The sequence below is a fragment of the Massilia sp. R2A-15 genome, from assembly GCF_030704305.1.
In the GTDB taxonomy this organism is placed as follows: domain Bacteria; phylum Pseudomonadota; class Gammaproteobacteria; order Burkholderiales; family Burkholderiaceae_D; genus JAFCUW01.
In genome coordinates, this window is the sequence record NZ_CP131935.1 from 244,733 (window position 1) to 266,530 (window position 21,798).

General features: G+C 65.5%; 21 protein-coding genes. 15 read left to right on the forward strand and 6 right to left on the reverse strand.

What is annotated here, in order from left to right; translation table 11 throughout:
• Positions 1-22: 22 nt before the first annotated feature.
• From dusB to ruvB, 6 genes are all read left to right on the forward strand, one after another.
• Positions 23-1,048 carry a tRNA dihydrouridine synthase DusB gene (gene dusB, locus Q4S45_RS01110; RefSeq protein WP_305508337.1) on the forward strand — a complete coding sequence of 342 codons (1,026 nt, stop codon included), beginning with the start codon at positions 23-25 and terminating at the stop codon, positions 1,046-1,048.
• 93 nt (positions 1,049-1,141) lie between these two features.
• Positions 1,142-1,375, forward strand: a complete 234-nt coding sequence (locus Q4S45_RS01115) for a helix-turn-helix domain-containing protein (RefSeq protein WP_133113302.1) — start codon at positions 1,142-1,144, stop codon at positions 1,373-1,375.
• Positions 1,376-1,464: 89 nt separating this feature from the next.
• Positions 1,465-3,048, forward strand: a complete 1,584-nt coding sequence (gene purH / locus Q4S45_RS01120; RefSeq protein WP_305508340.1) for a bifunctional phosphoribosylaminoimidazolecarboxamide formyltransferase/IMP cyclohydrolase — start codon at positions 1,465-1,467, stop codon at positions 3,046-3,048.
• A gap of 180 nt (positions 3,049-3,228) precedes the next feature.
• The gene (gene ruvC / locus Q4S45_RS01125) at positions 3,229-3,765 is read left to right on the forward strand and encodes a crossover junction endodeoxyribonuclease RuvC (protein WP_305508342.1); all 537 of its coding nucleotides are present in this window, start codon (positions 3,229-3,231) and stop codon (positions 3,763-3,765) included.
• Between the two features lie 22 nt (positions 3,766-3,787).
• Entirely contained in the window at positions 3,788-4,366 is a 579-nt protein-coding gene (gene ruvA / locus Q4S45_RS01130; RefSeq protein ID WP_305508344.1) for a Holliday junction branch migration protein RuvA, read from the forward strand.
• Positions 4,367-4,369: 3 nt separating this feature from the next.
• Positions 4,370-5,434: a Holliday junction branch migration DNA helicase RuvB gene (gene ruvB / locus Q4S45_RS01135; protein WP_305508346.1), complete on the forward strand. Its 1,065-nt coding sequence runs from the start codon at positions 4,370-4,372 to the stop codon at positions 5,432-5,434.
• On the opposite strand, the gene Q4S45_RS01140 is transcribed toward ruvB, so the two are convergent.
• Positions 5,431-5,853, reverse strand: coding sequence for a hypothetical protein (locus Q4S45_RS01140; RefSeq protein ID WP_305508347.1), 423 nt, complete (start codon positions 5,851-5,853; stop codon positions 5,431-5,433). The genes ruvB and Q4S45_RS01140 overlap by 4 nt on opposite strands.
• A gap of 171 nt (positions 5,854-6,024) precedes the next feature.
• Here Q4S45_RS01140 and Q4S45_RS01145 point away from each other — a divergent pair, with 171 nt between their 5' ends.
• Positions 6,025-6,474, forward strand: a complete 450-nt coding sequence (locus Q4S45_RS01145) for a YaiI/YqxD family protein (protein WP_305512019.1) — start codon at positions 6,025-6,027, stop codon at positions 6,472-6,474.
• Positions 6,475-6,686: 212 nt separating this feature from the next.
• Here the strand turns inward: Q4S45_RS01145 and Q4S45_RS01150 are convergent, their stop codons facing one another.
• Both Q4S45_RS01150 and Q4S45_RS01155 read right to left on the reverse strand, forming a co-directional pair.
• A complete protein-coding gene (locus tag Q4S45_RS01150; protein ID WP_305508348.1) occupies positions 6,687-9,488 on the reverse strand; it encodes a valine--tRNA ligase in 2,802 nt (933 codons plus the stop codon).
• A gap of 79 nt (positions 9,489-9,567) precedes the next feature.
• Positions 9,568-9,924: a hypothetical protein gene (locus Q4S45_RS01155; protein WP_305508350.1), complete on the reverse strand. Its 357-nt coding sequence runs from the start codon at positions 9,922-9,924 to the stop codon at positions 9,568-9,570.
• Between the two features lie 112 nt (positions 9,925-10,036).
• Between Q4S45_RS01155 and Q4S45_RS01160 the strand changes: the two genes are divergently transcribed.
• The 8 genes from Q4S45_RS01160 to Q4S45_RS01195 all read left to right on the forward strand — a co-directional run bounded on the left by Q4S45_RS01160 (position 10,037) and on the right by Q4S45_RS01195 (position 19,108).
• The gene (locus tag Q4S45_RS01160) at positions 10,037-10,669 is read left to right on the forward strand and encodes an ANTAR domain-containing response regulator (RefSeq protein WP_305508352.1); all 633 of its coding nucleotides are present in this window, start codon (positions 10,037-10,039) and stop codon (positions 10,667-10,669) included.
• Between the two features lie 316 nt (positions 10,670-10,985).
• Positions 10,986-11,492, forward strand: coding sequence for a response regulator (locus Q4S45_RS01165; protein ID WP_305508354.1), 507 nt, complete (start codon positions 10,986-10,988; stop codon positions 11,490-11,492).
• 1 nt (position 11,493) lies between these two features.
• A complete protein-coding gene (locus Q4S45_RS01170; RefSeq protein ID WP_305508356.1) occupies positions 11,494-11,892 on the forward strand; it encodes a response regulator in 399 nt (132 codons plus the stop codon).
• A 63-nt stretch (positions 11,893-11,955) separates the two neighbouring features.
• On the forward strand, positions 11,956-13,062 hold the full coding sequence (locus tag Q4S45_RS01175) for an S-(hydroxymethyl)glutathione dehydrogenase/class III alcohol dehydrogenase (protein ID WP_305508357.1): 1,107 nt from the start codon (positions 11,956-11,958) through the stop codon (positions 13,060-13,062).
• Positions 13,063-13,209: 147 nt separating this feature from the next.
• Positions 13,210-14,019: a hypothetical protein gene (locus tag Q4S45_RS01180; protein WP_305508358.1), complete on the forward strand. Its 810-nt coding sequence runs from the start codon at positions 13,210-13,212 to the stop codon at positions 14,017-14,019.
• A 175-nt stretch (positions 14,020-14,194) separates the two neighbouring features.
• Positions 14,195-16,255: a M13 family metallopeptidase gene (locus Q4S45_RS01185; RefSeq protein WP_305508360.1), complete on the forward strand. Its 2,061-nt coding sequence runs from the start codon at positions 14,195-14,197 to the stop codon at positions 16,253-16,255.
• A 123-nt stretch (positions 16,256-16,378) separates the two neighbouring features.
• On the forward strand, positions 16,379-16,762 hold the full coding sequence (locus Q4S45_RS01190; RefSeq protein WP_305508361.1) for a hypothetical protein: 384 nt from the start codon (positions 16,379-16,381) through the stop codon (positions 16,760-16,762).
• Positions 16,763-16,801: 39 nt separating this feature from the next.
• Complete coding sequence (locus Q4S45_RS01195; RefSeq protein ID WP_305508363.1) at positions 16,802-19,108, forward strand: UvrD-helicase domain-containing protein; 2,307 nt, start codon at positions 16,802-16,804, stop codon at positions 19,106-19,108.
• A gap of 107 nt (positions 19,109-19,215) precedes the next feature.
• Here the strand turns inward: Q4S45_RS01195 and Q4S45_RS01200 are convergent, their stop codons facing one another.
• From Q4S45_RS01200 to Q4S45_RS01210, 3 genes are all read right to left on the reverse strand, one after another.
• Positions 19,216-19,587: a YajD family HNH nuclease gene (locus Q4S45_RS01200; protein WP_305508365.1), complete on the reverse strand. Its 372-nt coding sequence runs from the start codon at positions 19,585-19,587 to the stop codon at positions 19,216-19,218.
• Complete coding sequence (locus Q4S45_RS01205; RefSeq protein WP_305508367.1) at positions 19,587-20,120, reverse strand: hypothetical protein; 534 nt, start codon at positions 20,118-20,120, stop codon at positions 19,587-19,589. The genes Q4S45_RS01200 and Q4S45_RS01205 overlap by 1 nt, the downstream gene beginning before the upstream one ends.
• 131 nt (positions 20,121-20,251) lie before the next feature.
• On the reverse strand, positions 20,252-21,730 hold the full coding sequence (locus Q4S45_RS01210; RefSeq protein ID WP_305508369.1) for a DUF5666 domain-containing protein: 1,479 nt from the start codon (positions 21,728-21,730) through the stop codon (positions 20,252-20,254).
• Between the last annotated feature and the right edge of the window lie 68 nt (positions 21,731-21,798).

The window sequence follows — 21,798 nt, forward strand, 5'->3', positions numbered from 1 at the left end:
AATCGTTTCCAATTTAGCTACAGTGCAAATCGGCCCTCATCTCCTGCGTAACAACGTGTTCGTCGCCCCGATGGCGGGCGTCACGGATCGTCCATTCCGCCAGCTGTGCAAGCAGCTGGGCGCGGGCTATGCCGTGTCGGAGATGGCGGCGTCGAATCCGCGCCTGTGGGCGACCGAAAAGAGTTCGCGCCGCACCGACCATTCCGGCGAAATGGAGCCGAAGGCGGTGCAGATCGCCGGCGCCGATCCGCAGGACCTGGCCGACTGTGCAAAATTCAACGTCGAGCGGGGCGCCCAGATCATCGACATCAACATGGGCTGCCCGGTCAAGAAGGTCTGCAACAGCTGGTGCGGCTCGGCCCTGCTGCAGCACGAAGACCTGGTGGCGAAGATCCTCGACGCCGTGGTCGGCGCGGTCGACGTGCCCGTCACGCTGAAATTTCGCACCGGCTGGAACCGCGAGAACAAGAATGCGCTGCGCATCGCGCGCCTGGCCGAGCAGGCCGGCATCCAGATGCTGACGCTGCACGGCCGCACCCGCGCCGACGGCTACTCGGGCGACGCCGAATACGACACCATCGCCGCGGTCAAGGCCGCCGTGAAGATCCCGGTGGTGGCCAATGGCGACATCACCACGCCGGAAAAGGCGCGCGACGTGCTGGCCTTCACCGGCGCCGACGCCGTGATGATCGGCCGCGCCGCCCAGGGGCGTCCGTGGATCTGCCGCGAGATCGACCATTTCCTGCAAACCGGCACGCACCTGCCGGCGCCGCTGGTGGAGGAAGTGCGCGGCCTGATGCACGAGCACCTGGAAGCGCACTACGCCTTCTACGGCGAGTTTCTCGGCGTGCGCACGGCGCGCAAGCACATCGGCTGGTATGTGCGCGAGCTCGACGGTGGCGAACAGTTCCGCCGCCGCATGAACCTGCTCGAATCGACCGCGGAGCAACTGGCCGCCGTCGACCAGTTCTTCCAAATGCAGGCAGATTTCGGCGAGCGGTTACAATACCGGCCCGCCAGCGCGGCCGTTGAGGCCATGGCCGCGTGACCAAAGGCCGGATCTAGAAGAAGAAAACGGGACGAACGCTGCCCCAAGAGCAGCGGCGATATAACAACTAATCAGCCGGATCAAGTAGAGAAAATGAGCAAAGAAAGTATCCAGGAAGTTGTCCAGAAGAGTCTTGAAGAGTATTTCAACGACCTGGGCGAGCAGCAGGCGTCGAATATCTACGACATGGTGGTGCTCACCGTCGAGAAGCCCATCCTCGAGGTGGTGATGCTGCGCGCCGAAGGCAACCAGTCGCACGCGGCGCAAATGCTGGGCATCAATCGCAACACCTTGCGCAAGAAGCTGCAAGAGCACGGACTGCTGTAAACCTGCCGGCGCCGGGTGGTGGCGCGGTCCGCGCGCGCCACGCTCGCGCGGGCCGCATCACCGAATTTCCACCATCAACGGGCCACCCCATGATCACACAAGCTCTCATCTCCGTTTCCGACAAGACCGGCGTGCTGGATTTCGCGCGCGCGCTTTCCGCCATGGGCGTCAACATCCTGTCCACCGGCGGCACCGCGAAACTGCTGGCCGATAACGGCGTGGCGGTCACCGAAGTGGCCGACTACACGGGCTTCCCGGAAATGCTCGATGGCCGCGTCAAGACCCTGCATCCTAAGGTGCACGGCGGCATCCTGGCGCGGCGCGATTTTCCCGAGCACGTGGCCAAGCTGCAGGAGCACGCGATTCCGACCATCGACATGGTGGTGGTGAACCTGTACCCGTTCCAGCAGACCGTGGCGAAGGACGACTGCTCGCTGGAAGACGCGATCGAGAACATCGACATCGGCGGCCCGACCATGCTGCGCTCGGCGGCCAAGAACCACCGCGACGTGGTGGTGGTGTGCGACCCGGCCGACTACGGCATGGTGCTGGCGGAGATGAAGGGCATCGGCGGCGGCGCCGGCGCGGTCAGCTACGACACCAAGTTCATGCTGGCGAAAAAAGTGTTCGCCCACACCGCGCAGTACGACGGTGCGATCACCAACTACCTGACCAGCCTGGGCGCCGACAAGGCCCACGCGACGCGCGCTGCGTATCCGCAGACGCTCAACATCACGGTCGAAAAGGTGCAGGACATGCGCTACGGCGAAAATCCGCACCAGTCGGCCGCGTTCTACCGCGACCTGGCGCCGGTGGCCGGTTCGCTGGCCGCCTACAAGCAGCTGCAGGGCAAGGAGCTGTCGTACAACAACATCGCCGACGCCGACGCGGCGTGGGAATGCGTCAAGACGCTGGGCGGCGAAGGCGCGGCCGGCTGCGTGATCGTCAAGCACGCCAACCCGTGCGGCGTGGCGATCGGCGCCGACGCGCACGAAGCGTATTCGCGCGCGCTGCAGACCGATCCGACCTCGGCCTTCGGCGGCATCATCGCCTTCAACGTGCCGGTGGACGGCAAGACGGCCGAAGCGGTCGCCAAGCTGTTCGTCGAAGTGCTGATCGCGCCGGCGTTCACGCCGGAAGCGCTGCAGATCATGGCGGCCAAGCAGAACGTGCGGCTGCTGGAAATCCCGCTGGGCGAGGGGCATAACGCCTTCGACGTCAAGCGCGTCGGCGGCGGCCTGCTGGTGCAGGCGCCCGACTTCAAGAATGTGGGATTGGGCGACGTGCGCGTGGTCAGCAAGAAGCAGCCGACCCAGCAGCAGTTGCAGGATCTGATGTTCGCGTGGCGCGTGGCCAAGTTCGTCAAATCGAACGCGATCGTATTCTGCGCCAACGGCATGACGCTGGGCGTGGGCGCGGGGCAGATGAGCCGCATCGACTCGGCCCGCATCGCCTCGATCAAGGCGCAGAACGCCGGCCTGTCGCTGGCCGGTTCGGCGGTGGCGTCGGACGCGTTCTTCCCGTTCCGCGACGGCCTTGACGTGGTGGTGGACGCCGGCGCGAGCTGCGTGATCCATCCGGGCGGCTCGATGCGCGACCAGGAAGTGATCGACGCGGCCGACGAGCGCGGCGTGGTGATGCTGTACACCGGCACGCGCCACTTCCGCCACTGATCCACCGCGGCCGGGGTCTGGTCCTGCGGACCTGACCCCAACTTGAACTGGCCTGCTCGAAAATGGGGCTAGGTCCGCAGGACCAGGCCCCTTCCGCATATTATGCGAGATCTCGCATAAATGCTGTGTTTTTACACAGTATTTCCCCACGGACCGTGCCAGCCGGTATAACATGCTGGCATGATTATTCTTGGCATCGACCCCGGCCTGCGCACCACCGGCTTCGGGGTGATCGAAAAGCAGGGCAACAAGCTGCGTTACATCGCTTCCGGCACCATCAAGACCGGGGGCGAGGGCGCGTTGCCGCCGCGCCTGAAGGTCATCTGGGGCGGCATCGCCGAGATCGTCCGCACCTACCAGCCCGACTGCGCGGCCATCGAAAAGGTGTTCGTCAACGTCAATCCGCACTCGACCCTGCTGCTGGGCCAGGCGCGCGGCGCGGCGATCACCGCGCTGGTCGGCGCCGATCTCGACGTGGCCGAGTACAGCCCGACCCAGATCAAGCAGGCCGTGGTCGGCACCGGCAAGGCCGCCAAGGAGCAGGTGCAGGACATGGTGTCGCGCCTGCTGGTGCTGCCCGGCCTGCCCGGCAGCGACGCGGCCGACGCGCTGGGCGTTGCCATCTGCCACGCCAACAGCCACGACGCGCTGGCGCTGCTCGGCGCGCTGGCGCCGGCATTGGGCGGGCTGCGCATGAAGCGCGGCCGGCTCGTCTGATTAATTCTCTCGAAGGCTCTCGATGATCGGTCGCATTTCCGGAATCCTGCTCGAAAAAAATCCCCCGCAGTTGCTGGTCGACTGCAATGGCGTCGGCTACGAAGTCGATGTGCCGATGAGCACCTATTACAACCTGCCGTCGCTGGGCGAGAAGGTGGTGCTGTTTACCCACCAGGCGATCCGCGAGGATGCGCACCTGCTGTTCGGCTTCGGCAATGCTGAGGAGCGCGCGGTGTTCCGCCAGCTGATCAAGATCACCGGCGTCGGCGCCCGCACCGCTCTGGGCATCCTGTCGGGCATGTCGATCGCCGACCTGGCCCAGGCCGTGACCTTGCAGGAAGCCGGACGCCTGGTCAAAGTGCCCGGCATCGGCAAGAAGACCGCCGAGCGCCTGCTGCTCGAACTGAAGGGCAAGCTGGGCGCCGACATCGGCGCGGCGGGCGGCGGCGTGCAGCACGATTCGAAGTCCGATATCCTCAACGCGCTGCTGGCGTTGGGGTATTCTGACAAGGAAGCGCTGGTGGCGATCAAGAATATGCCCGCCGGCAGCAGTGTCTCCGATGGCATCAAGTTCGCGCTCAAAGCGCTGTCGAAAGCGTAAGCCATGAGTATCCAGACCGACGATTTCAGCGAGCAGCGTATCATCGCGCCCACGCCGGCCTCGCCCAACGAGGAGGCGATCGAGCGCGCGCTGCGCCCCAAGCAGCTCGACGAATACGTCGGCCAGGAAAAGATCCGCAGCCAGCTCGAGATCTTCATTTCGGCCGCGAGGAAGCGCAAGGAAGCGCTCGACCACACCCTGCTGTTCGGCCCTCCCGGCCTGGGCAAGACCACGCTGGCGCACATCATCGCGCGCGAGATGGGCGTGAACCTGCGCCAGACTTCCGGGCCGGTGCTCGAGCGCCCGGGCGACCTGGCGGCGATCCTGACCAATCTGGAAGCGAACGATGTGCTGTTCATCGACGAAATCCATCGCCTGTCGCCGGTGGTCGAGGAGATCCTGTACCCGGCGCTGGAAGACTACCAGATCGACCTGATGATCGGCGAAGGGCCGGCCGCGCGCTCGGTCAAGATCGACCTGCAGCCGTTCACGCTGGTGGGCGCCACCACCCGCGCCGGCATGCTGACCAATCCGCTGCGCGACCGCTTCGGCATTGTCGCGCGCCTGGAGTTCTACAACGCGCAGGAGCTGGCGCGCATCGTCACCCGCAGCGCCGCGCTGCTGGGCGCGCCGATCGCCGACGACGGCGCGCGCGAGATCGCGCTGCGCGCGCGCGGCACTCCGCGCATCGCCAACCGCCTGCTGCGCCGCGTGCGCGACTACGCGGAAGTGAAGGGCACCGGCGAGATCACCAAGGTCATGGCCGACGCCGCGCTGGCGATGCTCGACGTCGATGCGGTCGGCTTCGACGTGATGGATCGGAAATTACTGGAAGCCGTGCTGTTCAAGTTTGGCGGCGGGCCGGTGGGCGTGGGCAACCTGGCCGCGGCGATCGGCGAGGAGAGTGACACCATCGAAGACGTGCTCGAACCCTACCTGATCCAGCAGGGCTATTTGCAGCGCACGCCGCGCGGACGGATCGCCACGGCGCTGGCGTACGCGCACTTCGGCGTGGCGCCGCCGCGCACCAGCCTGACCGGTGATTTGTGGGACCGCGTGCCGGACTAGGCGGCGGCGTCGTTGATGATGGTGGCGGCCGGGTCGCGCGGACGCAGCGATCGGGACTGGCGGCGCCGGCGGCCCGGATAAACAAAGCCGAGGAACAGGAACAGCGCGCAGCAGAACAGCGGGGCGACGACCCAGACGTCTTCCGGCAGATCGTCGAGCGTCAGCACAGCGATGCTGCCGACCATGGGAACGGCGAGCAGCACGGCGCCCACGATGCGGGTGGGCAGCGAGCGCTTCATGTGGTTGCCGGCGACGCCGACCAGCAGGAAGCCCGATGCACACAGGGCGATGACGGTGCAGCCCAGCAGCACGGCGGTAAAGTCGCGGGGCCGTTGCGGCGCTTCCGGCAACAGGAAAAATGGGGCTCCCGCCACGATCAGGCTGCCGATCAGGAACGAAAAACACCGTAGAAGGATCATAGCGGCTTCAAGGCTGCGCCTTGCTCCATGAAACAATGGCTTGCACCCAGTCTAGTGCAGTTGGCCAAAGATAACACAGCTCGCGGGGTTTTTCCTATTTGCAAGAGATTTTGAGCAAATTGGCCACACTCATTTAACAATTACACAAGATGCTGAGTGAACAATAACATGATGCAAATTTTCGTGGATGGCGACGCCTGCCCAATCGTGTGCAAGGAGATTCTGTACCGGGTGGCCGAGCGATTGCAGCTCAATTTGACGCTGGTGGCGAACCAGTTGCTGCGAGTGCCGGGTTCGCGCTTCATCCGCGCGGTGCAGGTGCCGGGAGGGATGGACGTGGCCGACCAGGAGATCGTGCGGCTGGTGTCGGCGGGCGACCTGGTGGTGACGGCCGACATTCCGCTGGCCAGCCAGGTGCTGGAGAAGGGCGGTTTCGCGCTTAACCCGCGCGGGGAGTTTTACACCAACGACAATATCGCGCAGATGCTGACGATGCGCGCGTTCATGGAAGAATTGCGGAGCGGCGGCGTGGACACGGGCGGGCCGGCGCCGTACGGGAACGCGGACCGGCAGAATTTTGCCAATCAGCTGGACCGGCACCTGGCGCGCTACGCGAAGTAACGTGGATTGCGGACAGCAGCGTCAACGTCGGGGTCAGGTCCGGCGGACCTGACCCCAGGTGTTGGGCCGCGGCTCAACACGAAGCCATCGCGGCACGCAAAAAAATGGGGTCAGGTCCGCAGGACCAGACCCCGATATGCCACTGCCGCGGACCGAAGGGAAGGGGGCTGGTCCTGCGGAGCGACGGGGACGCCTAGTCCCCATCTTCACGCTTACCCCAGCTTGGCAAACTGCTCGCGCAGCTTGGCGATCGTCGCCGAGAAGTTCACCAGGCGCTCGTTTTCCTGCGCCACCACGGCCGCCGGCGCACGCGCCACGAAACTCTCGTTGCCCAGCTTGCCGTTGACCTTGGCGATCTCCGCGTCGATCCGCGCGATCTCCTTCGACAGGCGCTCGCGCTCGGCGGCGACGTCGATCTCGACCTTGAGCATCAGCTTGGTGGTGCCGACGATCGACACCGCGGCCGGCGACTCCGGCAGCGCATCGACGATCTGCACTTCCGACAGCTTGCCCAGCGACTGCACGTACGGCGCGAACGCGGCCAGCTGCGCCTTGGCGCCGGCGTCGCCCGGCTCGACGATCAGCGGCACCCGCACCGACGGCGAAATCTGCATCTCGCCGCGCAGGTTGCGCGTGGCGTCCACCAGCAGCTTCAGTTGCGCCATCCAGCTTTCCGCGCCTTCGTCGATCAGCGCCGGATCGGCGATCGGATACGACTGCATCATGATCGAGTCGCCGTCGGCCTTGAGCGTCCTGCCGGCCAGCGGCGCGACGGTCTGCCACAGCGCTTCGGTGACGAACGGGATGATTGGATGGGCCATGCGCAGCACCACTTCGAGCACGCGCAAGAGCGTGTTGCGGGTGGCCTTCTGCTGGCCTTCGGTGCCGTGCTGGACCTGCACCTTGGCCACTTCCAGGTACCAGTCGCAGTACTCGTCCCACACGAACTTGTAGATCGTCGCGGCGATGTTGTCGAAGCGGTAGTCCTCGAAGCCCTTCGCCACATCCTGCTCGGCGCGCTGCAGCAGCGACAGGATCCAGCGGTCGGCCTGCGACAGGTCGGCGTCGCTGGCGCCGCAGTCATGGCCCTCGGTGTTCATCAGCACGAAGCGGGTCGCGTTCCACAGCTTGTTGCAGAAGTTGCGGTAGCCTTCGGCGCGGCCCAGGTCGAAGTTGATCGAGCGGCCCAGCGAGGCGTAGCTGGCCATCGTGAAGCGCACCGCGTCGGTGCCGTAGGCGGCGATCCCGCTCGGGAATTCCTTGCGCGTGGCCTTTTCGATCTTGGCCGCGTCCTTCGGGTTCATCAGGCCGGTGGTACGCTTGGCGACCAGCGACTCGAGGTCGATGCCGTCGATCAGGTCGATCGGGTCGAGCGTGTTGCCCTTCGACTTGGACATCTTCTGGCCCTGCGAATCGCGCACCAGGCCGTGCACGTACACGGTCTCGAACGGCACCTGGCCGGTGAAGTGGGTGGTCATCATCACCATCCGGGCGACCCAGAAGAAGATGATGTCGAAGCCGGTCACCAGCACCGACGAGGGCAGGAACATCTTCATGTCCGGCGTCTCTTCGGGCCAGCCCATGGTCGAAAACGGCACCAGCGCCGACGAGAACCAGGTGTCGAGCACGTCGTCGTCGCGGCGCAGCGCGCCCGTGACGCCGAGCGCTTTGGCCTTGGCCTGCGCTTCCTCTTCGGAGCGCGCGACGATGATGTTGCCGGCGTCGTCGTACCAGGCCGGGATGCGGTGGCCCCACCACAGCTGGCGGGACACGCACCAGTCCTGGATGTTGGCCAGCCACTGGTTGTAGGTGGTGCTCCAGTTTTCAGGGACGAACTTGATCTCGCCGTCTGCCACTTTTTCCAGCGCCACTTCGGCGATCGACTTGCCGGGGAAGTAGGTGCCTTCCGGCGCAGGTTTGCTCATGGCGACGAACCACTGGTCGGTCAGCATCGGCTCGATGACGACGCCGGTGCGGTCGCCGCGCGGCACTTGCAGCTTGTGCGGCTTGACTTCCTGCAGCAGGCCGGCCGCGTCGAGGTCGGCGACGATCTGCTTGCGCGCGGCGAAGCGGTCCATGCCGCGGTAGGCTTCCGGCGCCTCGTCGCTGATCTTCGCGTCGAGCGTGAGCACGCAGATCATCGGCAGCTTGTTGCGCTGGCCGACCGCGTAGTCGTTGAAGTCGTGGGCCGGCGTGATCTTCACGCAGCCGGTGCCGAATTCCTTGTCGGCGTATTCGTCGGCGATCAGCGGGATCTCGCGCCCGGTCAGCGGCAGCTTGAGCATCTTGCCGACCAGCGCCGTGTAGCGCTCGTCGGTCGGATCGACCGCCACGGCGACGTCGCCGAGCAGCGTTTCAGGACGGGTGGTGGCGACGGTGACGTGGCCGCTGCCGTCGGCGAACGGGTAGCGGATGTACCACATGAAGCCGTCTTCTTCTTCCTGCGCCACTTCCAGGTCCGACACCGCGGTGCCCAGCACCGGGTCCCAGTTGACCAGGCGCTTGCCGCGGTAGATCAGGCCTTGTTCGAACAGGCGCACGAACACTTCGGTGACAACCTTCGAGCGCGGCTCGTCCATCGTGAAATATTCGCGCGCCCAGTCGGCCGAGGCGCCCAGGCGGCGCATCTGGCCGGTGATGGTGTTGCCCGACTTTTCCTTCCACTCCCACACCTTCTCGATAAACTTGTCGCGTCCGAGGTCGTGGCGCGAGACTTTCTGCGCGTCGAGCTGGCGCTCCACCACGATCTGGGTCGCGATGCCGGCGTGGTCGGTGCCCGGGATCCAGGCGGTGTTGTGGCCGCGCATGCGGTAGTAGCGGGTCAGGCCATCCATGATGGTCTGGTTGAATGCGTGCCCCATGTGCAGCGTGCCGGTGACGTTCGGCGGCGGCAGCTGGATGCTGAACGATGGCTTGTCGGCGTCGGTGCTGGCGGCGAAGTAGCCGCGCTGTTCCCACTCGGTGCGCCAGAACTGTTCAATGTCGGCTGGCTCGAAAGACTTGGCTAATTCCATGGTGTGTGCGCGTGTTTGTGGCGAAAACAGCCATTATAGATGACCGGGGCATCGCATGCGCCGCGGCACGGGCGCTTTTTCAGCCGCGCGACAGCAGCTCGGCGGCCAGCCGGCGCGCGGTGCCGCGCACCAGCAGGCTGCGCACCAGCAGCACCGGCGCCAGCGCGGCGATGGCCAGCGTGGCGGCGTGGGCGCCGTCCCAAGCCAGCAGGCAGGCGATCACCGCGCCCCAGTAGAGCAGCAGCGCCAAGATGACTTTCGGGTCGGTGCGCAGCAGGCGCTGGGCGTGGCGCAGCACTTCGGCGCGCAGGGCCGGTTCGAGCGCCATCAGTTGCGGCGAACGGTAGAACAGCAGCACAGGTTCCTGCGGCCGCTGGGAGCGCACCTGCGCGAGCAGTTCGTCGGCAACCTGGTTGGCTTTGTCGTCTGAAATCATGGCGTCATTTTAATGCGAATCCGGAGCGCCCGATGTCCTGGACATGAAGCATGATTCCGCCGCGAACCAAGGTATAATCGGCCGCACTTGGACTTCGACGGATTCCCCGACAATGAACTCATCCTCCAACGCCAAGCGGCTGGTCCTGCTGGTCGACGACGACGCGCTGCTGCTTGAATTCCTCAGCGAGGTGCTTGGCCACGCCGGCTACGAGACGACCACCGCGGCCTCGGCGGCCGAAGCGATCCGCAAGGTCGAGGCGCGCGAACCGGACATGGCGCTGCTCGATATCACCATGCCCGGCATGTCCGGCCTCGAACTGGCGCGCCACCTGCACGAGAATACCGCCGTGCCGTTCATGTTCCTGTCGGCCAGCGGCGACGCCGAATCGGCCAGGCAGGCCGCCAGTTCCGGCGCGGTCGGCTTCGTCGTCAAGCCGGTGGACGCGGCGCGGCTGATGGCCGCCTTCGAATCGGGCCTGGCGCGCGCCGACGAGATCCGCCAGCTGCGCCGCACCGAGGCCAACCTGAACGCGGCGCTGGCGGCGGGGCGCGAAACCAGCCTGGCCGTGGGCTTGCTGATGGGGCGCTTCCAGGCCGACCGCAACACCGCGTTCGAAGTGCTGCGCGACCATGCGCGCTCGAGCCGGCGCAAGATCAACGAAGTGGCCGACCAGCTGCTGGCGGCCGAAGAGGTGCTCAACAGCCTGCACGCGGGCTTCGCCAGCCGGCTGAAGTCGAAATAGGGTTGGCGAGGGGGCCGGGATCCGGACCGGTGGACCTGTCCCCATTTGCGCCACACTAATGACGGCATAGCCAAAATTCATGGCAAGCGGCCCGCAAATGCGGTACACTTGCCGTTAAGTATTATTGCTTCTTGTAAAGTAATTAACGGCGATCCCGCACCTTCGATTGCCGTCTCCCAGCGCCGCCTTCTCCCTGCGGCCGACAGCAGCACGCTCGGCCCCGCTCCGCCGATTTCCCCTTTCGGATGACCCCACCGTTGCCTTCGCGCGGCCGGCGTCCGTAGTCAATCGTATCGGTTCATTGAAGGAGGTCGCGATGACAGCGGCTTTACCATCCCCAAAACACTGGCCCGGCCACGCGCCGGCCGGCAGCGCGGCAAGGCAGCACGCGCAATCGATCCGCCTGCCCGCCCCGCGCGCCGCCGACGACGTTGGGGCCGCCCGCGTCCTGAACGAGGCGCCCGCCGGCGCGCCGCACGTGCTGCACATCGACCGGGACCAGGCGGCCGCGCTGGCGCTGTCCATCCTGCTCACGCCTGAAGCGCGCGTGACGCACGTGCCGACGCTGGCCGCCGCGCGCGAGCTGCTCAAGCGCCAGATATTTTCGGCCGTGGTGATCGATCACCAGCTGCCAGATGGCGACGCCGCCGAACTGCTGCCGGCGCTGGCCGCCATTCCGCTGCTGGTCTACTCGGCCAGCGAGCCGGTGTGGCGCGGCCAGGCCGGCGCCTACCTGCCGAAGCCATGGACGCAACCGCGCCGCCTGTGGACGACGATTGCGCGCATGCTCGGCATTTCCAATCCAACCTTCGCCGGAGACTGACATGTCCGACCCCGCCCTCAAATCGATCCTCTACGTCGAAGACGACCTGCACGTGCGCACCACGGCCACGCTGGTGCTCGAGGTGATCGGCAAGTTCAACGTGCGTGCCTGCGGTTCCGGCCACGAAGCGCTGATCGCCGCCGAGAGCTTTGGTCCCGACCTGATCCTGCTCGACGTGATGATGCCCGAGCTCGACGGCCTCGAAACGCTGGCGCTGCTGCGCTCCCTGCCGCACCTGGCCGACACGCCAGCGCTGTTCGTCACCGGCCTGACGACGCCCGACGATATCGAGCGCTACATGGCCGCCGGCGCGATCGGCGTGATTCCCAAGCCGCTGGTGCCGCTGCGGCTGACCAGCCAGGTCCACGCGTTGTGGGAAGAGCGGCTGCAGCCGGCCTGATTGCGCGGCCGCGCCGCCGGCTTTGATATGATGGCTCCCTATCCCTTCAGGCACAGGAGCATCATGAAAACCAAGGCAGCCATTGCGTGGAAAGCGGGTCACCCCCTGACGGTCGAAGAAGTCGATCTCGAAGGGCCGAAGGAAGGCGAAGTGCTGGTCGAGATCAAGGCCACCGGCATTTGCCACACCGATTACTTCACCTTGTCCGGGGCCGACCCGGAAGGCTTGTTCCCCGCCATCCTCGGGCATGAGGGCGCCGGGGTCGTGGTGGACGTCGGGCCGGGCGTCAAGAGCCTGCGCAAGGACGATCACGTCATTCCGCTCTACACGCCGGAATGCCGCCAGTGCAAATTCTGCCTGTCGCAAAAGACCAACCTTTGCCAGGCGATCCGCGCCACCCAGGGCCGCGGGCTGATGCCCGACGCCACCAGCCGCTTCTCGGCCGGCGGCAGGAAAATCTACCACTACATGGGAACCTCGACCTTCTCGAACTACATCGTGGTGCCGGAGATCGCGCTGGCCAAGGTGCGCTCGGACGCGCCGTTCGACAAGATCTGCTACATCGGCTGCGGCGTCACCACCGGCGTGGGCGCGGTGCTGTTCACGGCCAAGGTGGAAGCGGGCGCCAACGTCGTCGTGTTCGGGCTCGGCGGAATCGGCCTGAACGTGATCCAGGCTGCGCGCATGGTCGGCGCCGACAAGATCATCGGGGTGGACATCAACCCGGCGCGCGAAGCGATGGCGCGCAAGTTCGGCCTGACCCATTTCATCAACCCGACCACGTCGGAGAACGTGGTCGACGAGATCATCGGCATCACCGACGGCGGCGCCGACTACAGCTTCGAGTGCATCGGCAACACCGCGACGATGCGCCAGTCGCTCGAATGCTGCCACAAGGGCTGGGGCCAGTCGATCATCATCGGCGTTGCGCCGGGCGGGGCGGAGATCTCGACGCGGCCGTTCCAGCTGGTGACGGGGCGCGTGTGGAAAGGCTCCGCGTTCGGCGGCGCGCGCGGCCGCACCGACGTGCCGAAGATCGTCGACTGGTACATGGAAGGCAAGATCAACATCGACGATTTGATCACCCATCGCCTGCCGCTCGAGCGCATCAACGAGGGCTTCGATTTGATGAAGGCGGGCGAATCGATCCGCTCCGTGGTCATCTACTGACCATGCATATACGGGGTCTGGTCCTGCGGACCTGACCCCATCTTCGACGTTCCACTCCTCCAATTCTGCCGTCCATCGCACCGCGCTGGCTGGCCGCCCGGTGCGCGCCTACGCTTGGCACATTCCAATCGACCTTCGGAGGACTCCATGCGAAACCTGAAACTGACTTTGTCGATCCTCGCCGTGGCGGCAGCTTTTGGCGGCCTGGCAGCGCACGCTGAAACTGCGCCGGCAAAGACCGGCCACATCGCCATCCGCGGCGGCGGCAGCCAGCCCTACGCGCTGGTGCGTCCCGGCCGCGACGGCACCAGTGGCAGCGGTGACCGCGCCGACTGGAAGGACATCGAAGCGGCCAAGCGCGCGATCCCCGGCGAGTTCCTGTGGTTCCGCCACGACGACGGCAAGGCCTACGTGGTGCGCGACGCCGGCGTGGTGGCCAAGGTGGCCGAGGCCTGGGCGCCGGTGGACCGGCTCGGCGCCGAGATGGAAGGCTACGGCCGCGAGATGGAACAGCACGGCAAGAAGATGGAAGGGTTGGGGCGCCAGATGGAGCAGGTCCGCGGCGACCGCGACGCCGAGCGCAAGCTCGACAAGCTCGCGCGCGAGCAGCAGCGGCTCGCGCGGCAGATGGAGAAGCTGGGACGCAAGATGGAGGACGCCAATGCCGAACAGCGCGCCAGCCTGCGCCGCCAGATGGACGACCTGGGCGTGCAGATGCGCGAACTGGGGCGCCAGATGGGGCAGCAGGGCGAGCAGATGGGCCGCGCGCAGCAGCCGATGCACGACATCAGCATGCAGATGCACGAAGCGAGCAAGCCGATGGACGCGCTGGGCAAGCAGATGAACGTGCTGGGCAAGCAGATGGAAATCGAAGCGCGCGCCGCCGAACAGGCCACGCGCGCGCTGATCAAGGACGCGATGGCGAAGGGCCTGGCTGCTCCCGCACCTGCAGCATAAATCGAAGGGAGGGGTCTGGTCCTGCGGACCTGACCCCATGTTGGATGTCACAGCCGGCGCATGAAAAATGGGGACTCGGCGTCCCCGTCGCTCCGCAGGACCAGACCCCGCCACCGGCTCGGCGTTGCGTTGTCAAATGAACTATGGCAGCATGGACGATTTGGAGTGAACGCCGATGCGCCAGCTTGCCCCCATCCTTCTTTCACTCGGCATGGCGGGGATAATCCCGCAGGCCGCCGCCCAGTCCGACCAGCCGGTGTCGAGCTTTCCCTACACCCCGGGCCTGGACGTAACGGCGATGGACAAGACGGCCGACCCCTGCGTCGATTTCTACCAGTACGCCTGCGGCGGCTGGATGAAGAACAATCCGATCCCGGCCGACCAGGCCCGCTGGTCGGTGTACGGCAAGCTGACCCAGGATAACCAGCGCTACCTGTGGGGCATCCTCGACGGCTTGGCGAAGAAGACCGAAGGCCGCAGCGCCACCCAGCAGAAGACCGGCGACTACTTCGCCGCCTGCATGGATGAAAAAGCCATCGAGGCGCGCGGCGCCGCTCCCCTGAAACCGTATTTCGACCAGATCGACGGCATGCGCTCGGTGCGCGACCTGCCGGCCGTGCTGGCGCGCCTGCACCTGGCGCTGGCCGACGAAGGCCTGTTCTTCGGCTTCGGCTCGAACCAGGACTTCGGCAATTCCTCGCAGGTGATCGCGTTTGCCAACGGCGGCGGCCTTGGGCTGCCGGACCGCGACTCCTACCTCAAGACCGACGCCAAGTCGGCCGAGATCCGCACCAAGTACGTCGCCCACATCGGCAAGATGTTCGAGCTGCTGGGCGAACCCGCGGACCAGGCCAAACGCTCCGCGGCCACCGTGATGCGCATCGAGACCGCGCTGGCCAAGGCCTCGCTGTCGCGCGTCGACAAGCGCGATCCGTACAAGCTGTATCACAAGATGAACGCGAAGTCCCTGCAGGCGCTCACGCCCGGCTTCGACTGGCACGCCTACCTGGCCGCAATCGGCGAGGGCAGCCTGAACACCTTCAACGTCACCGAACCGAAGTTCTACAAGGAGCTGGGCAAGCAGTGGCGCGGCAACGACATGGCCACCATCAAGACCTACCTGCGCTGGCACGTCGCGCGCTCGATGGCGCCGGCCCTGTCGTCCAATTTCGACAACGAGCACTTCGATTTCTTCAGCCGCACCCTGCGCGGCGTGAAGGAGCAGAAGCCGCGCTGGAAGCGCTGCGTGACGCTGGTGGACGCCCAGCTGGGCGAAGCGCTGGGCCAGGAATTCGTCAGCCGCGCGTTCAGCCCGGAGCTGAAGGAGAAGGCGCTGCACATGACCAAGCAGGTCGAGGACGCGATGGAAAAGGACATCGAGTCGCTGACCTGGATGAGCCCCGAGACCAAGAAGCGCGCGCAGGAAAAGCTGCACACGATCGTCAACAAGATCGGCTATCCCGACCAGTGGCGCGACTACAGCGCCTACGTCGTCAAGCGTGACGACTTCGCCGGCAACGTCGAACGCGGCACCACGTTCGAGGCGCGCCGCCAGCTGGCGAAGATCGGCAAGCCGCTCGATCGCAAGGAGTGGAGCATGACGCCGCCGACGGTCAATGCCTATTACAACCCGCAGATGAACGACATCAACTTCCCGGCCGGCGTGCTGCAGCCGCCGCTGTACGACCCAAAGATGGACGACGCGCCAGGCTACGGCAATACCGGCGGCACCATCGGCCACGAGTTGACGCACGCCTTCGACGACGAGGGGCGCCAGTTCGACGCGCAGGGCAACCTGAAGGATTGGTGGACCAAGAAGGACGCCAAGGAGTTCAACGATCGCGCCCAGTGCATCGTTGATCAGTACGCGAAGTACGTGGTGGTCGATGACGTCAAGATCAACAGCAAGCTGACCCTGGGCGAGGACGTCGCCGACCTCGGTGGCCTGATCCTCGGCTGGATGGCGTGGAAGACCCAGATGGCGAGCATGCCGCAGCAGGCAGCGGGGCCGCGCGACGGGCTGACGCAGGAGCAGCGCTTCTTCGTCGGCTACGCGCAGTGGGCGTGCGAGAACGACCGGCCGGAGAACCTGCGCGTCAACGCGATGACCGATCCTCATTCGCCGGGCAAGTTCCGCGTGAACGGGCTGGTGGTCAACATGCCGGAGTTCGAGAAGGCGTTCTCCTGCAAGCCGGGACAGCCGATGGTGGCCGTGAAGCGGTGCCGCGTCTGGTAAATCGAAGATGGGGACTCGGCGTCCCCGTCGCTCCGCGGGACTAGACCCCCACCCGCGAAAGCCGCATGCCGGGGTCTGGTCCTGCGGACCTGACCCCATTTTTAGTCAGATGAAGGAGCCAACATGAAAAAGATCTTTCTGCTCGCAGCGATGCTGGCCGGTGCCGCCCACGCAGCCGACCCAAAAATCTACACGGTCGCCATGACCATGACGACCCCGAACAGCACCTCATCGCCGCGCCTGATCGTGCGCGAATCCGAAGCGTTCAAAGTAAGCATCGGCGAGGCCGACGAGAAAATGTCCGCGTCGTTCACGGTGACGCCCGCCGGCGCCGGCACGGTCAAGCTCGACGGCAGCGTGCGCTGCGCCGACGGCAAGGAATCGCACCCGGTGCTGATCACCCGCCTGGGCGAGAATGCGGCCGTGAAAATCCAGGGCCCCGGCGACAAGCCTTGCGAACTTGGCATGCTTGTTACCGAGGAAACGCAGCCTGCCACGGCGAAATAGCGGCAGCGGCGCGCTGCACCCTGCCGGTATAATGGCGGGATGCAGAATCTCCTCCACAACCTCAATCCCGAACAACTCGCCGCCGTCACCCTGCCGCAGCAAAGCGCCCTGATTCTGGCGGGCGCCGGCTCGGGCAAGACGCGCGTGCTGACCACCCGCATCGCGTGGCTGATCCAGACCGGCCAGGTCTCGCCGGCCGGCATCATGGCGGTGACGTTTACCAACAAGGCGGCGAAGGAGATGCTGACGCGATTGTCGGCGATGCTGCCGGTGTCCACGCGCGGCATGTGGATCGGCACCTTCCACGGCCTGTGCAACCGCTTCCTGCGCACGCACTACCGCGACGCCGCGCTGCCGCAGGCGTTCCAGATCATGGACTCGCAGGATCAGCTGTCGATGATCAAGCGCCTGCTCAAGGCGAACAACGTCGACGATGAAAAATATCCGGCCAAGAACCTGATGTACTTCATCAACAACGCGAAGGACAACGGACTGCGCGCCAACAAGGTCGAGGCCTACGATCCGATCGAGCGCAAGATGGTCGAGCTGTACGAATTGTACGACCAGCAATGCCAGCGCGAAGGCGTGGTCGATTTCGCCGAGCTGCTGCTGCGCTCGTTCGAACTGCTGCAGCGTAACCAGCCGCTGCGCGAGCATTACCAGGCGCGCTTCAAGCACATCCTGGTCGACGAGTTCCAGGACACCAACGACCTGCAATACGGCTTGCTCAAGCTGCTGGCCGGCCACGGCGAGCAGTTCGGCGGCGCGCTGTTCGCCGTGGGCGACGACGACCAGAGCATCTACGCCTTCCGCGGCGCCAACGTCGGCAACATGACCGCGTTCGAGCGCGAGTTCCGCGTCGAGAACCTGATCAAGCTGGAGCAGAATTACCGCTCGCACGGCCACATCCTCGACAGCGCCAACCACCTGATCGCCAACAACAGCAAGCGCCTGGGCAAGAACCTGCGCACTGACGCCGGCCACGGCGAGCAGGTGCGCATCTACGAAGCCTCGTCGGACCTGGAAGAAGCGCAATGGCTGATCGAAGAGATCAAGAGCCTGGTCGCCGACGGCGCCGCGCGCAGCGAGATCGCCATCCTGTACCGCTCCAACGCGCAGTCGCGCGTGATCGAGCACGCGCTGTTCGCGGCCGGCCTGCCGTACACCGTGTACGGCGGCCAGCGCTACTTCCAGCGCGCCGAGGTCAAGCACGCGATCGCCTATCTGCAGCTGATGGATAATCCGAACAACGACCAGGCCTTCCTGCGCGTGGTGAACTTCCCGACGCGCGGCATCGGCATGCGCTCGATCGAGACGCTGCAGGCGGCGGCCGAGCAGTACGGCATCTCGCTGTATGCGGCGGTGCCTTACGTGACCGGCAAGTCCGGTTCGTCGCTGGGCTCCTTCGTCAAGCTGATCGAAGGTGCGCGCTTCGAGACCCAGCAACTGCCGCTGCCCGAGATGGTGCGCGTGGTGCTGGAAGCGAGCGGCCTGCTGACGCATTACGCCAACGAGAAGGAAGGCGCCGACCGCATCGAGAACCTCGAGCAGATGGTCAACGCGGCGACCCAGTTCGTGCAGGAAGAAGGCTTCGGCCAGGGCGCGCCAGCGCACCTGGGCCCGCGCGCGCAGGCGCAGGTGGGCGAGGCGATCGTCAGCCAGGACGGCATCGAGATCCTCGACGCCGACGCGCCGCTGCCGACAGTGATGTCGCCGCTGTCGGCGTTCCTGTCGCACGCGTCGCTGGAAGCGGGCGACGCTCAGGCGCAGGCCGGCCAGGACTCGGTGCAGCTGATGACGGTGCACTCGGCCAAGGGCCTCGAATTCGACGCGGTGTTCATCACCGGCCTGGAAGAGGGCCTGTTCCCGCACGAGAGCAGCTCGCGCGAGCTCGATGGCGTCGATGAAGAACGGCGCCTGATGTACGTGGCGATCACGCGCGCCAAGAAGCGGCTGTACATGAGCTTCACGCAGTCGCGCATGCTGCATGGGCAGACGCGCTACAACATGAAGTCGCGCTTCTTCGACGAGCTGCCGGAAGAGTCGCTCAAGTGGATGTCGCCACGGGTGCAGTCGCACTGGTTCGGCAACAAGAAATCGGCCTGGGACGACGCGAAGTTCAGCGCGGGCGGATCGGACAACAAGATCGCCCAGCAGATCACGCAGAAGCAGGCGGGGCCGGGCTGGCGCATCGGCGAATCGGTGGCGCACTCCAAGTTCGGCGAAGGCGTCATCGTCAACATTGAAGGCAGTGGCGGCAATGCGCGCGCGCAGATCAATTTCGGCCGCGCCGGCATGAAGGTGCTGGATCTGTCTGTGGCCAAGCTCGAACGCGTGGGCCGCTAACGCCTGAGACTGTCGTACCTGCGAAGGCAGGTACCCATACTGAATTCGATCTCGCTATTCTCTTCGCTCAGCATGGGTACCTGCCTGCGCAGGTACGACAAGCCCGGTTACTCTTTCTTCTTGATCAGCCCCGCCAACCCCGCAAACGGATTGTGCGTCGCCGCCTGCATCTCCGGCGCCTGCAGCCCGGCGCCGCGATCGGCTTCCAGATAGCGCGAGTGCTCGTTGTCGTGGCAGTACAGGCACAACAGCTCCCAGTTGCTGCCGTCGGGCGGGTTGTTGTTGTGATTGTGGTCGCGGTGATGCACCGTCAGCTGGCTGACATTCGCATGCGTGAACTCGCGCATGCAGCGCCCGCAAATCCACGGATACATCTTCAGCGACCGCTCGCGGTAGCCCTGTTCGCGCGTGTCGGCGGCGCGGCGCGCGTCCGCGACAATCTTGTCCAGCCGCGCCGCGTCCGGTTTTTTCGGAATCATTATTTGTCCAGGTAAAAGACCGCGCACGCCTCGAACGGCGTCTTTTCCGTCGCGTGGCGGATTTTCAGTTCGGCGCAATCCTCGACCACCAGGCTGCGCCAGTTCGGCACGCCTTCCTTGGCGAACAGCGCATTGGCCTTGGAGCCGATGCCCAGGTCGAGCGCGATGACGGCGTTGCGTTTGCCGGTCGGCGCATAGTTCACCGAACGGATCTCGAAGCCGAAGGCGGTCAGCCACGGTTCCCACAGGCCTTTGTCGTTGCCTGCAATGATCTGGCCGAACATGTCCTTGAGCGACAGGCCTTTCTTCACCATCCCGAGCAGCGGCTTGAGCGACGGCGCCTGCAGCGGATCGCGGTTGCGCTTGCCCGCGCCGCGCTCGTTGATGGCCTTCATCTCCTTGGAGAACATCGCTTCGCGCGGGGAGTACTCGCGGGTCCTTTTGTACAGGTCGCCGTCGAGGAAGGGGTTCTCGGCGCGGGCGGCGCTCGGCTCGGTGCGTTTCGCGGCCGGCGCCTTGGTGGTGGTGTTCATGGTGTCATTCTCTAGTCTGTGGGGCGAAGTTTAACATCGCGCGGCGCGGGCATCCTTCTTCGCGGGAGCAGGCCAAAAAAAACTCTCCCGCGGATTGCTCCGGGGGAGAGTCGGCGGCGGGGCGGGCCGGCTTACTGCTTAATCAGCGAAATCTTTCTCGCCTGCAGGCCGGTAGTGGACGTGTTCGCCTCGACCGTGACGTACTTGTCGGCCATGGTGGCGGCATCGACATCGACGAAGGTCGTCGCGCTGCCCCACGAAACAGTGATGGTCTCTTTGCTGGTCGTGATCGCGAAGGTTTTGGCGGTCGTGTCGACCTTGCTGACCTTGCCCTGGCGCGTGACGACGATACTTGCGCTGTCAACCTTTTCGCACTTCACCGAAGTGATCTTGACGACGCCGGAAGGGCTCAGGCTGCCGGTGACGGCCACCTGCATCTCGTTGCCCAGCTGGGTCACGCCAAGGCAGGACGCGGTGTCGATGGTGGCGCCGGTGGCGTCGATGGTTACGCCGCGCAGCTTGAAGTCGGCCATCGAGCGGAAGTCGGCGATCGAGCCGTGCAGTTCGACTTCCTTGCCCTTTTCCTGCTCGACGCCGCGCACCACCACCGTGGCGCCCTTGAGCACGCCGTCGGCGCCGTAGGTGCCCTTGACGACGATGTACGCGCCCGGCTTCAGGTCGGCCAGCGTCTTGCCCGGCTGGTTGAATGCGATCGCCGACACGTCGACTTTCACGCCGTTCACCGTCAGCACCTTGGCGGCCGTGTCGAACGCCGATACGGCGCCGCCCAGTTCGACTTCCTTGCCCTGACTTTCGGCCTTGCGGTCCTTGACCTTGATGGCACTGGCCTTGACCGCCACACCTTTTTCGACCGTGCCGACCGGGATGGCCACCGTCACTTCGTTGCCGTTGGCCAGCACCGCGCCGGCCGGCATGACTGTCGCGGCGGAATAATCGACCAGCAGTTTGCCAACCTTGAAGGTGTGGGCCGTGGCCGACAGGTCGAAGATGATGCCGTTCACGCGGTCCGCGATGTCGGCGCTCTTCTTTTCGATGCGCGTCGCCTGGAGCGAGACTTTGCCGGCGGCGTCGGTCTTGATCAGGCCGTGGATTTCGACCGCGTCGCCGGCCTTGACGTCATCGAGCTTCGTGTAGGGCGCGCCAAACACGGTCACCGGACCCAGCGCCGCGTCGGCGTTGATGGTCACCGTCTGGCCCAGCACCGTGATCGTCCCGGCGGCCAGGTCGACGGCAGCGACGGAACCTTCGACTTCGGCGCTGACGCGAATCTTCGTCGCCACCAGGTTGCCGTCGTGCTCGACCTCGACGTGCTGGCCGATCTTCAGTTCGGCGGCTGCGACGGTGCCGTCGGCCTTTTCCTTGCCCGCGGCAACTTTGGCGTCGTCGATGCGCACGCCGTCAACGATCACGCTGCCGAATCCGGTGACGGTGCCCGATACGGTCGGCATGCCGAGCAGGACGGGGGCGGCGGGCGCGGCGGGCGCCGGTGCGGCTGGCGCACTGGCGCTCCCGCCGCCGCCGCAAGCGGCGAGTACGGCGGCAGCGCACGCGGCGCCGAGCAAAGTACGGGTCAAGGGCAGATTTTTCATGCGGTCTCCAGACAGGTGATCGGAACGGCCTCAACAGAGGCAGGCGATCATATATTGCCGTGTGGCAA

Bases quoted from the DNA above. Each gene is read 5' to 3' on its own strand.
- Q4S45_RS01185 (WP_305508360.1), top strand. From the start codon at position 14,195: ATGCGCCAGCTTGCCCCCATCCTTCTTTCACTCGGCATGGCGGGGATA.
- Q4S45_RS01175 (WP_305508357.1), top strand. From the start codon at position 11,956: ATGAAAACCAAGGCAGCCATTGCGTGGAAAGCGGGTCACCCCCTGACG.
- Q4S45_RS01150 (WP_305508348.1), bottom strand. From the start codon at position 9,488: ATGGAATTAGCCAAGTCTTTCGAGCCAGCCGACATTGAACAGTTCTGG.
- Q4S45_RS01200 (WP_305508365.1), bottom strand. From the start codon at position 19,587: ATGATTCCGAAAAAACCGGACGCGGCGCGGCTGGACAAGATTGTCGCG.
- Q4S45_RS01205 (WP_305508367.1), bottom strand. From the start codon at position 20,120: ATGAACACCACCACCAAGGCGCCGGCCGCGAAACGCACCGAGCCGAGC.
- Q4S45_RS01210 (WP_305508369.1), bottom strand. From the start codon at position 21,730: ATGAAAAATCTGCCCTTGACCCGTACTTTGCTCGGCGCCGCGTGCGCT.
- Q4S45_RS01140 (WP_305508347.1), bottom strand. From the start codon at position 5,853: ATGATCCTTCTACGGTGTTTTTCGTTCCTGATCGGCAGCCTGATCGTG.
- Q4S45_RS01180 (WP_305508358.1), top strand. From the start codon at position 13,210: ATGCGAAACCTGAAACTGACTTTGTCGATCCTCGCCGTGGCGGCAGCT.
- ruvC (WP_305508342.1), top strand. From the start codon at position 3,229: ATGATTATTCTTGGCATCGACCCCGGCCTGCGCACCACCGGCTTCGGG.
- Q4S45_RS01155 (WP_305508350.1), bottom strand. From the start codon at position 9,924: ATGATTTCAGACGACAAAGCCAACCAGGTTGCCGACGAACTGCTCGCG.
- ruvB (WP_305508346.1), top strand. From the start codon at position 4,370: ATGAGTATCCAGACCGACGATTTCAGCGAGCAGCGTATCATCGCGCCC.
- Q4S45_RS01160 (WP_305508352.1), top strand. From the start codon at position 10,037: ATGAACTCATCCTCCAACGCCAAGCGGCTGGTCCTGCTGGTCGACGAC.
- purH (WP_305508340.1), top strand. From the start codon at position 1,465: ATGATCACACAAGCTCTCATCTCCGTTTCCGACAAGACCGGCGTGCTG.
- Q4S45_RS01190 (WP_305508361.1), top strand. From the start codon at position 16,379: ATGAAAAAGATCTTTCTGCTCGCAGCGATGCTGGCCGGTGCCGCCCAC.
- Q4S45_RS01145 (WP_305512019.1), top strand. From the start codon at position 6,025: ATGCAAATTTTCGTGGATGGCGACGCCTGCCCAATCGTGTGCAAGGAG.
- ruvA (WP_305508344.1), top strand. From the start codon at position 3,788: ATGATCGGTCGCATTTCCGGAATCCTGCTCGAAAAAAATCCCCCGCAG.
- Q4S45_RS01195 (WP_305508363.1), top strand. From the start codon at position 16,802: ATGCAGAATCTCCTCCACAACCTCAATCCCGAACAACTCGCCGCCGTC.
- Q4S45_RS01115 (WP_133113302.1), top strand. From the start codon at position 1,142: ATGAGCAAAGAAAGTATCCAGGAAGTTGTCCAGAAGAGTCTTGAAGAG.
- Q4S45_RS01170 (WP_305508356.1), top strand. From the start codon at position 11,494: ATGTCCGACCCCGCCCTCAAATCGATCCTCTACGTCGAAGACGACCTG.
- Q4S45_RS01165 (WP_305508354.1), top strand. From the start codon at position 10,986: ATGACAGCGGCTTTACCATCCCCAAAACACTGGCCCGGCCACGCGCCG.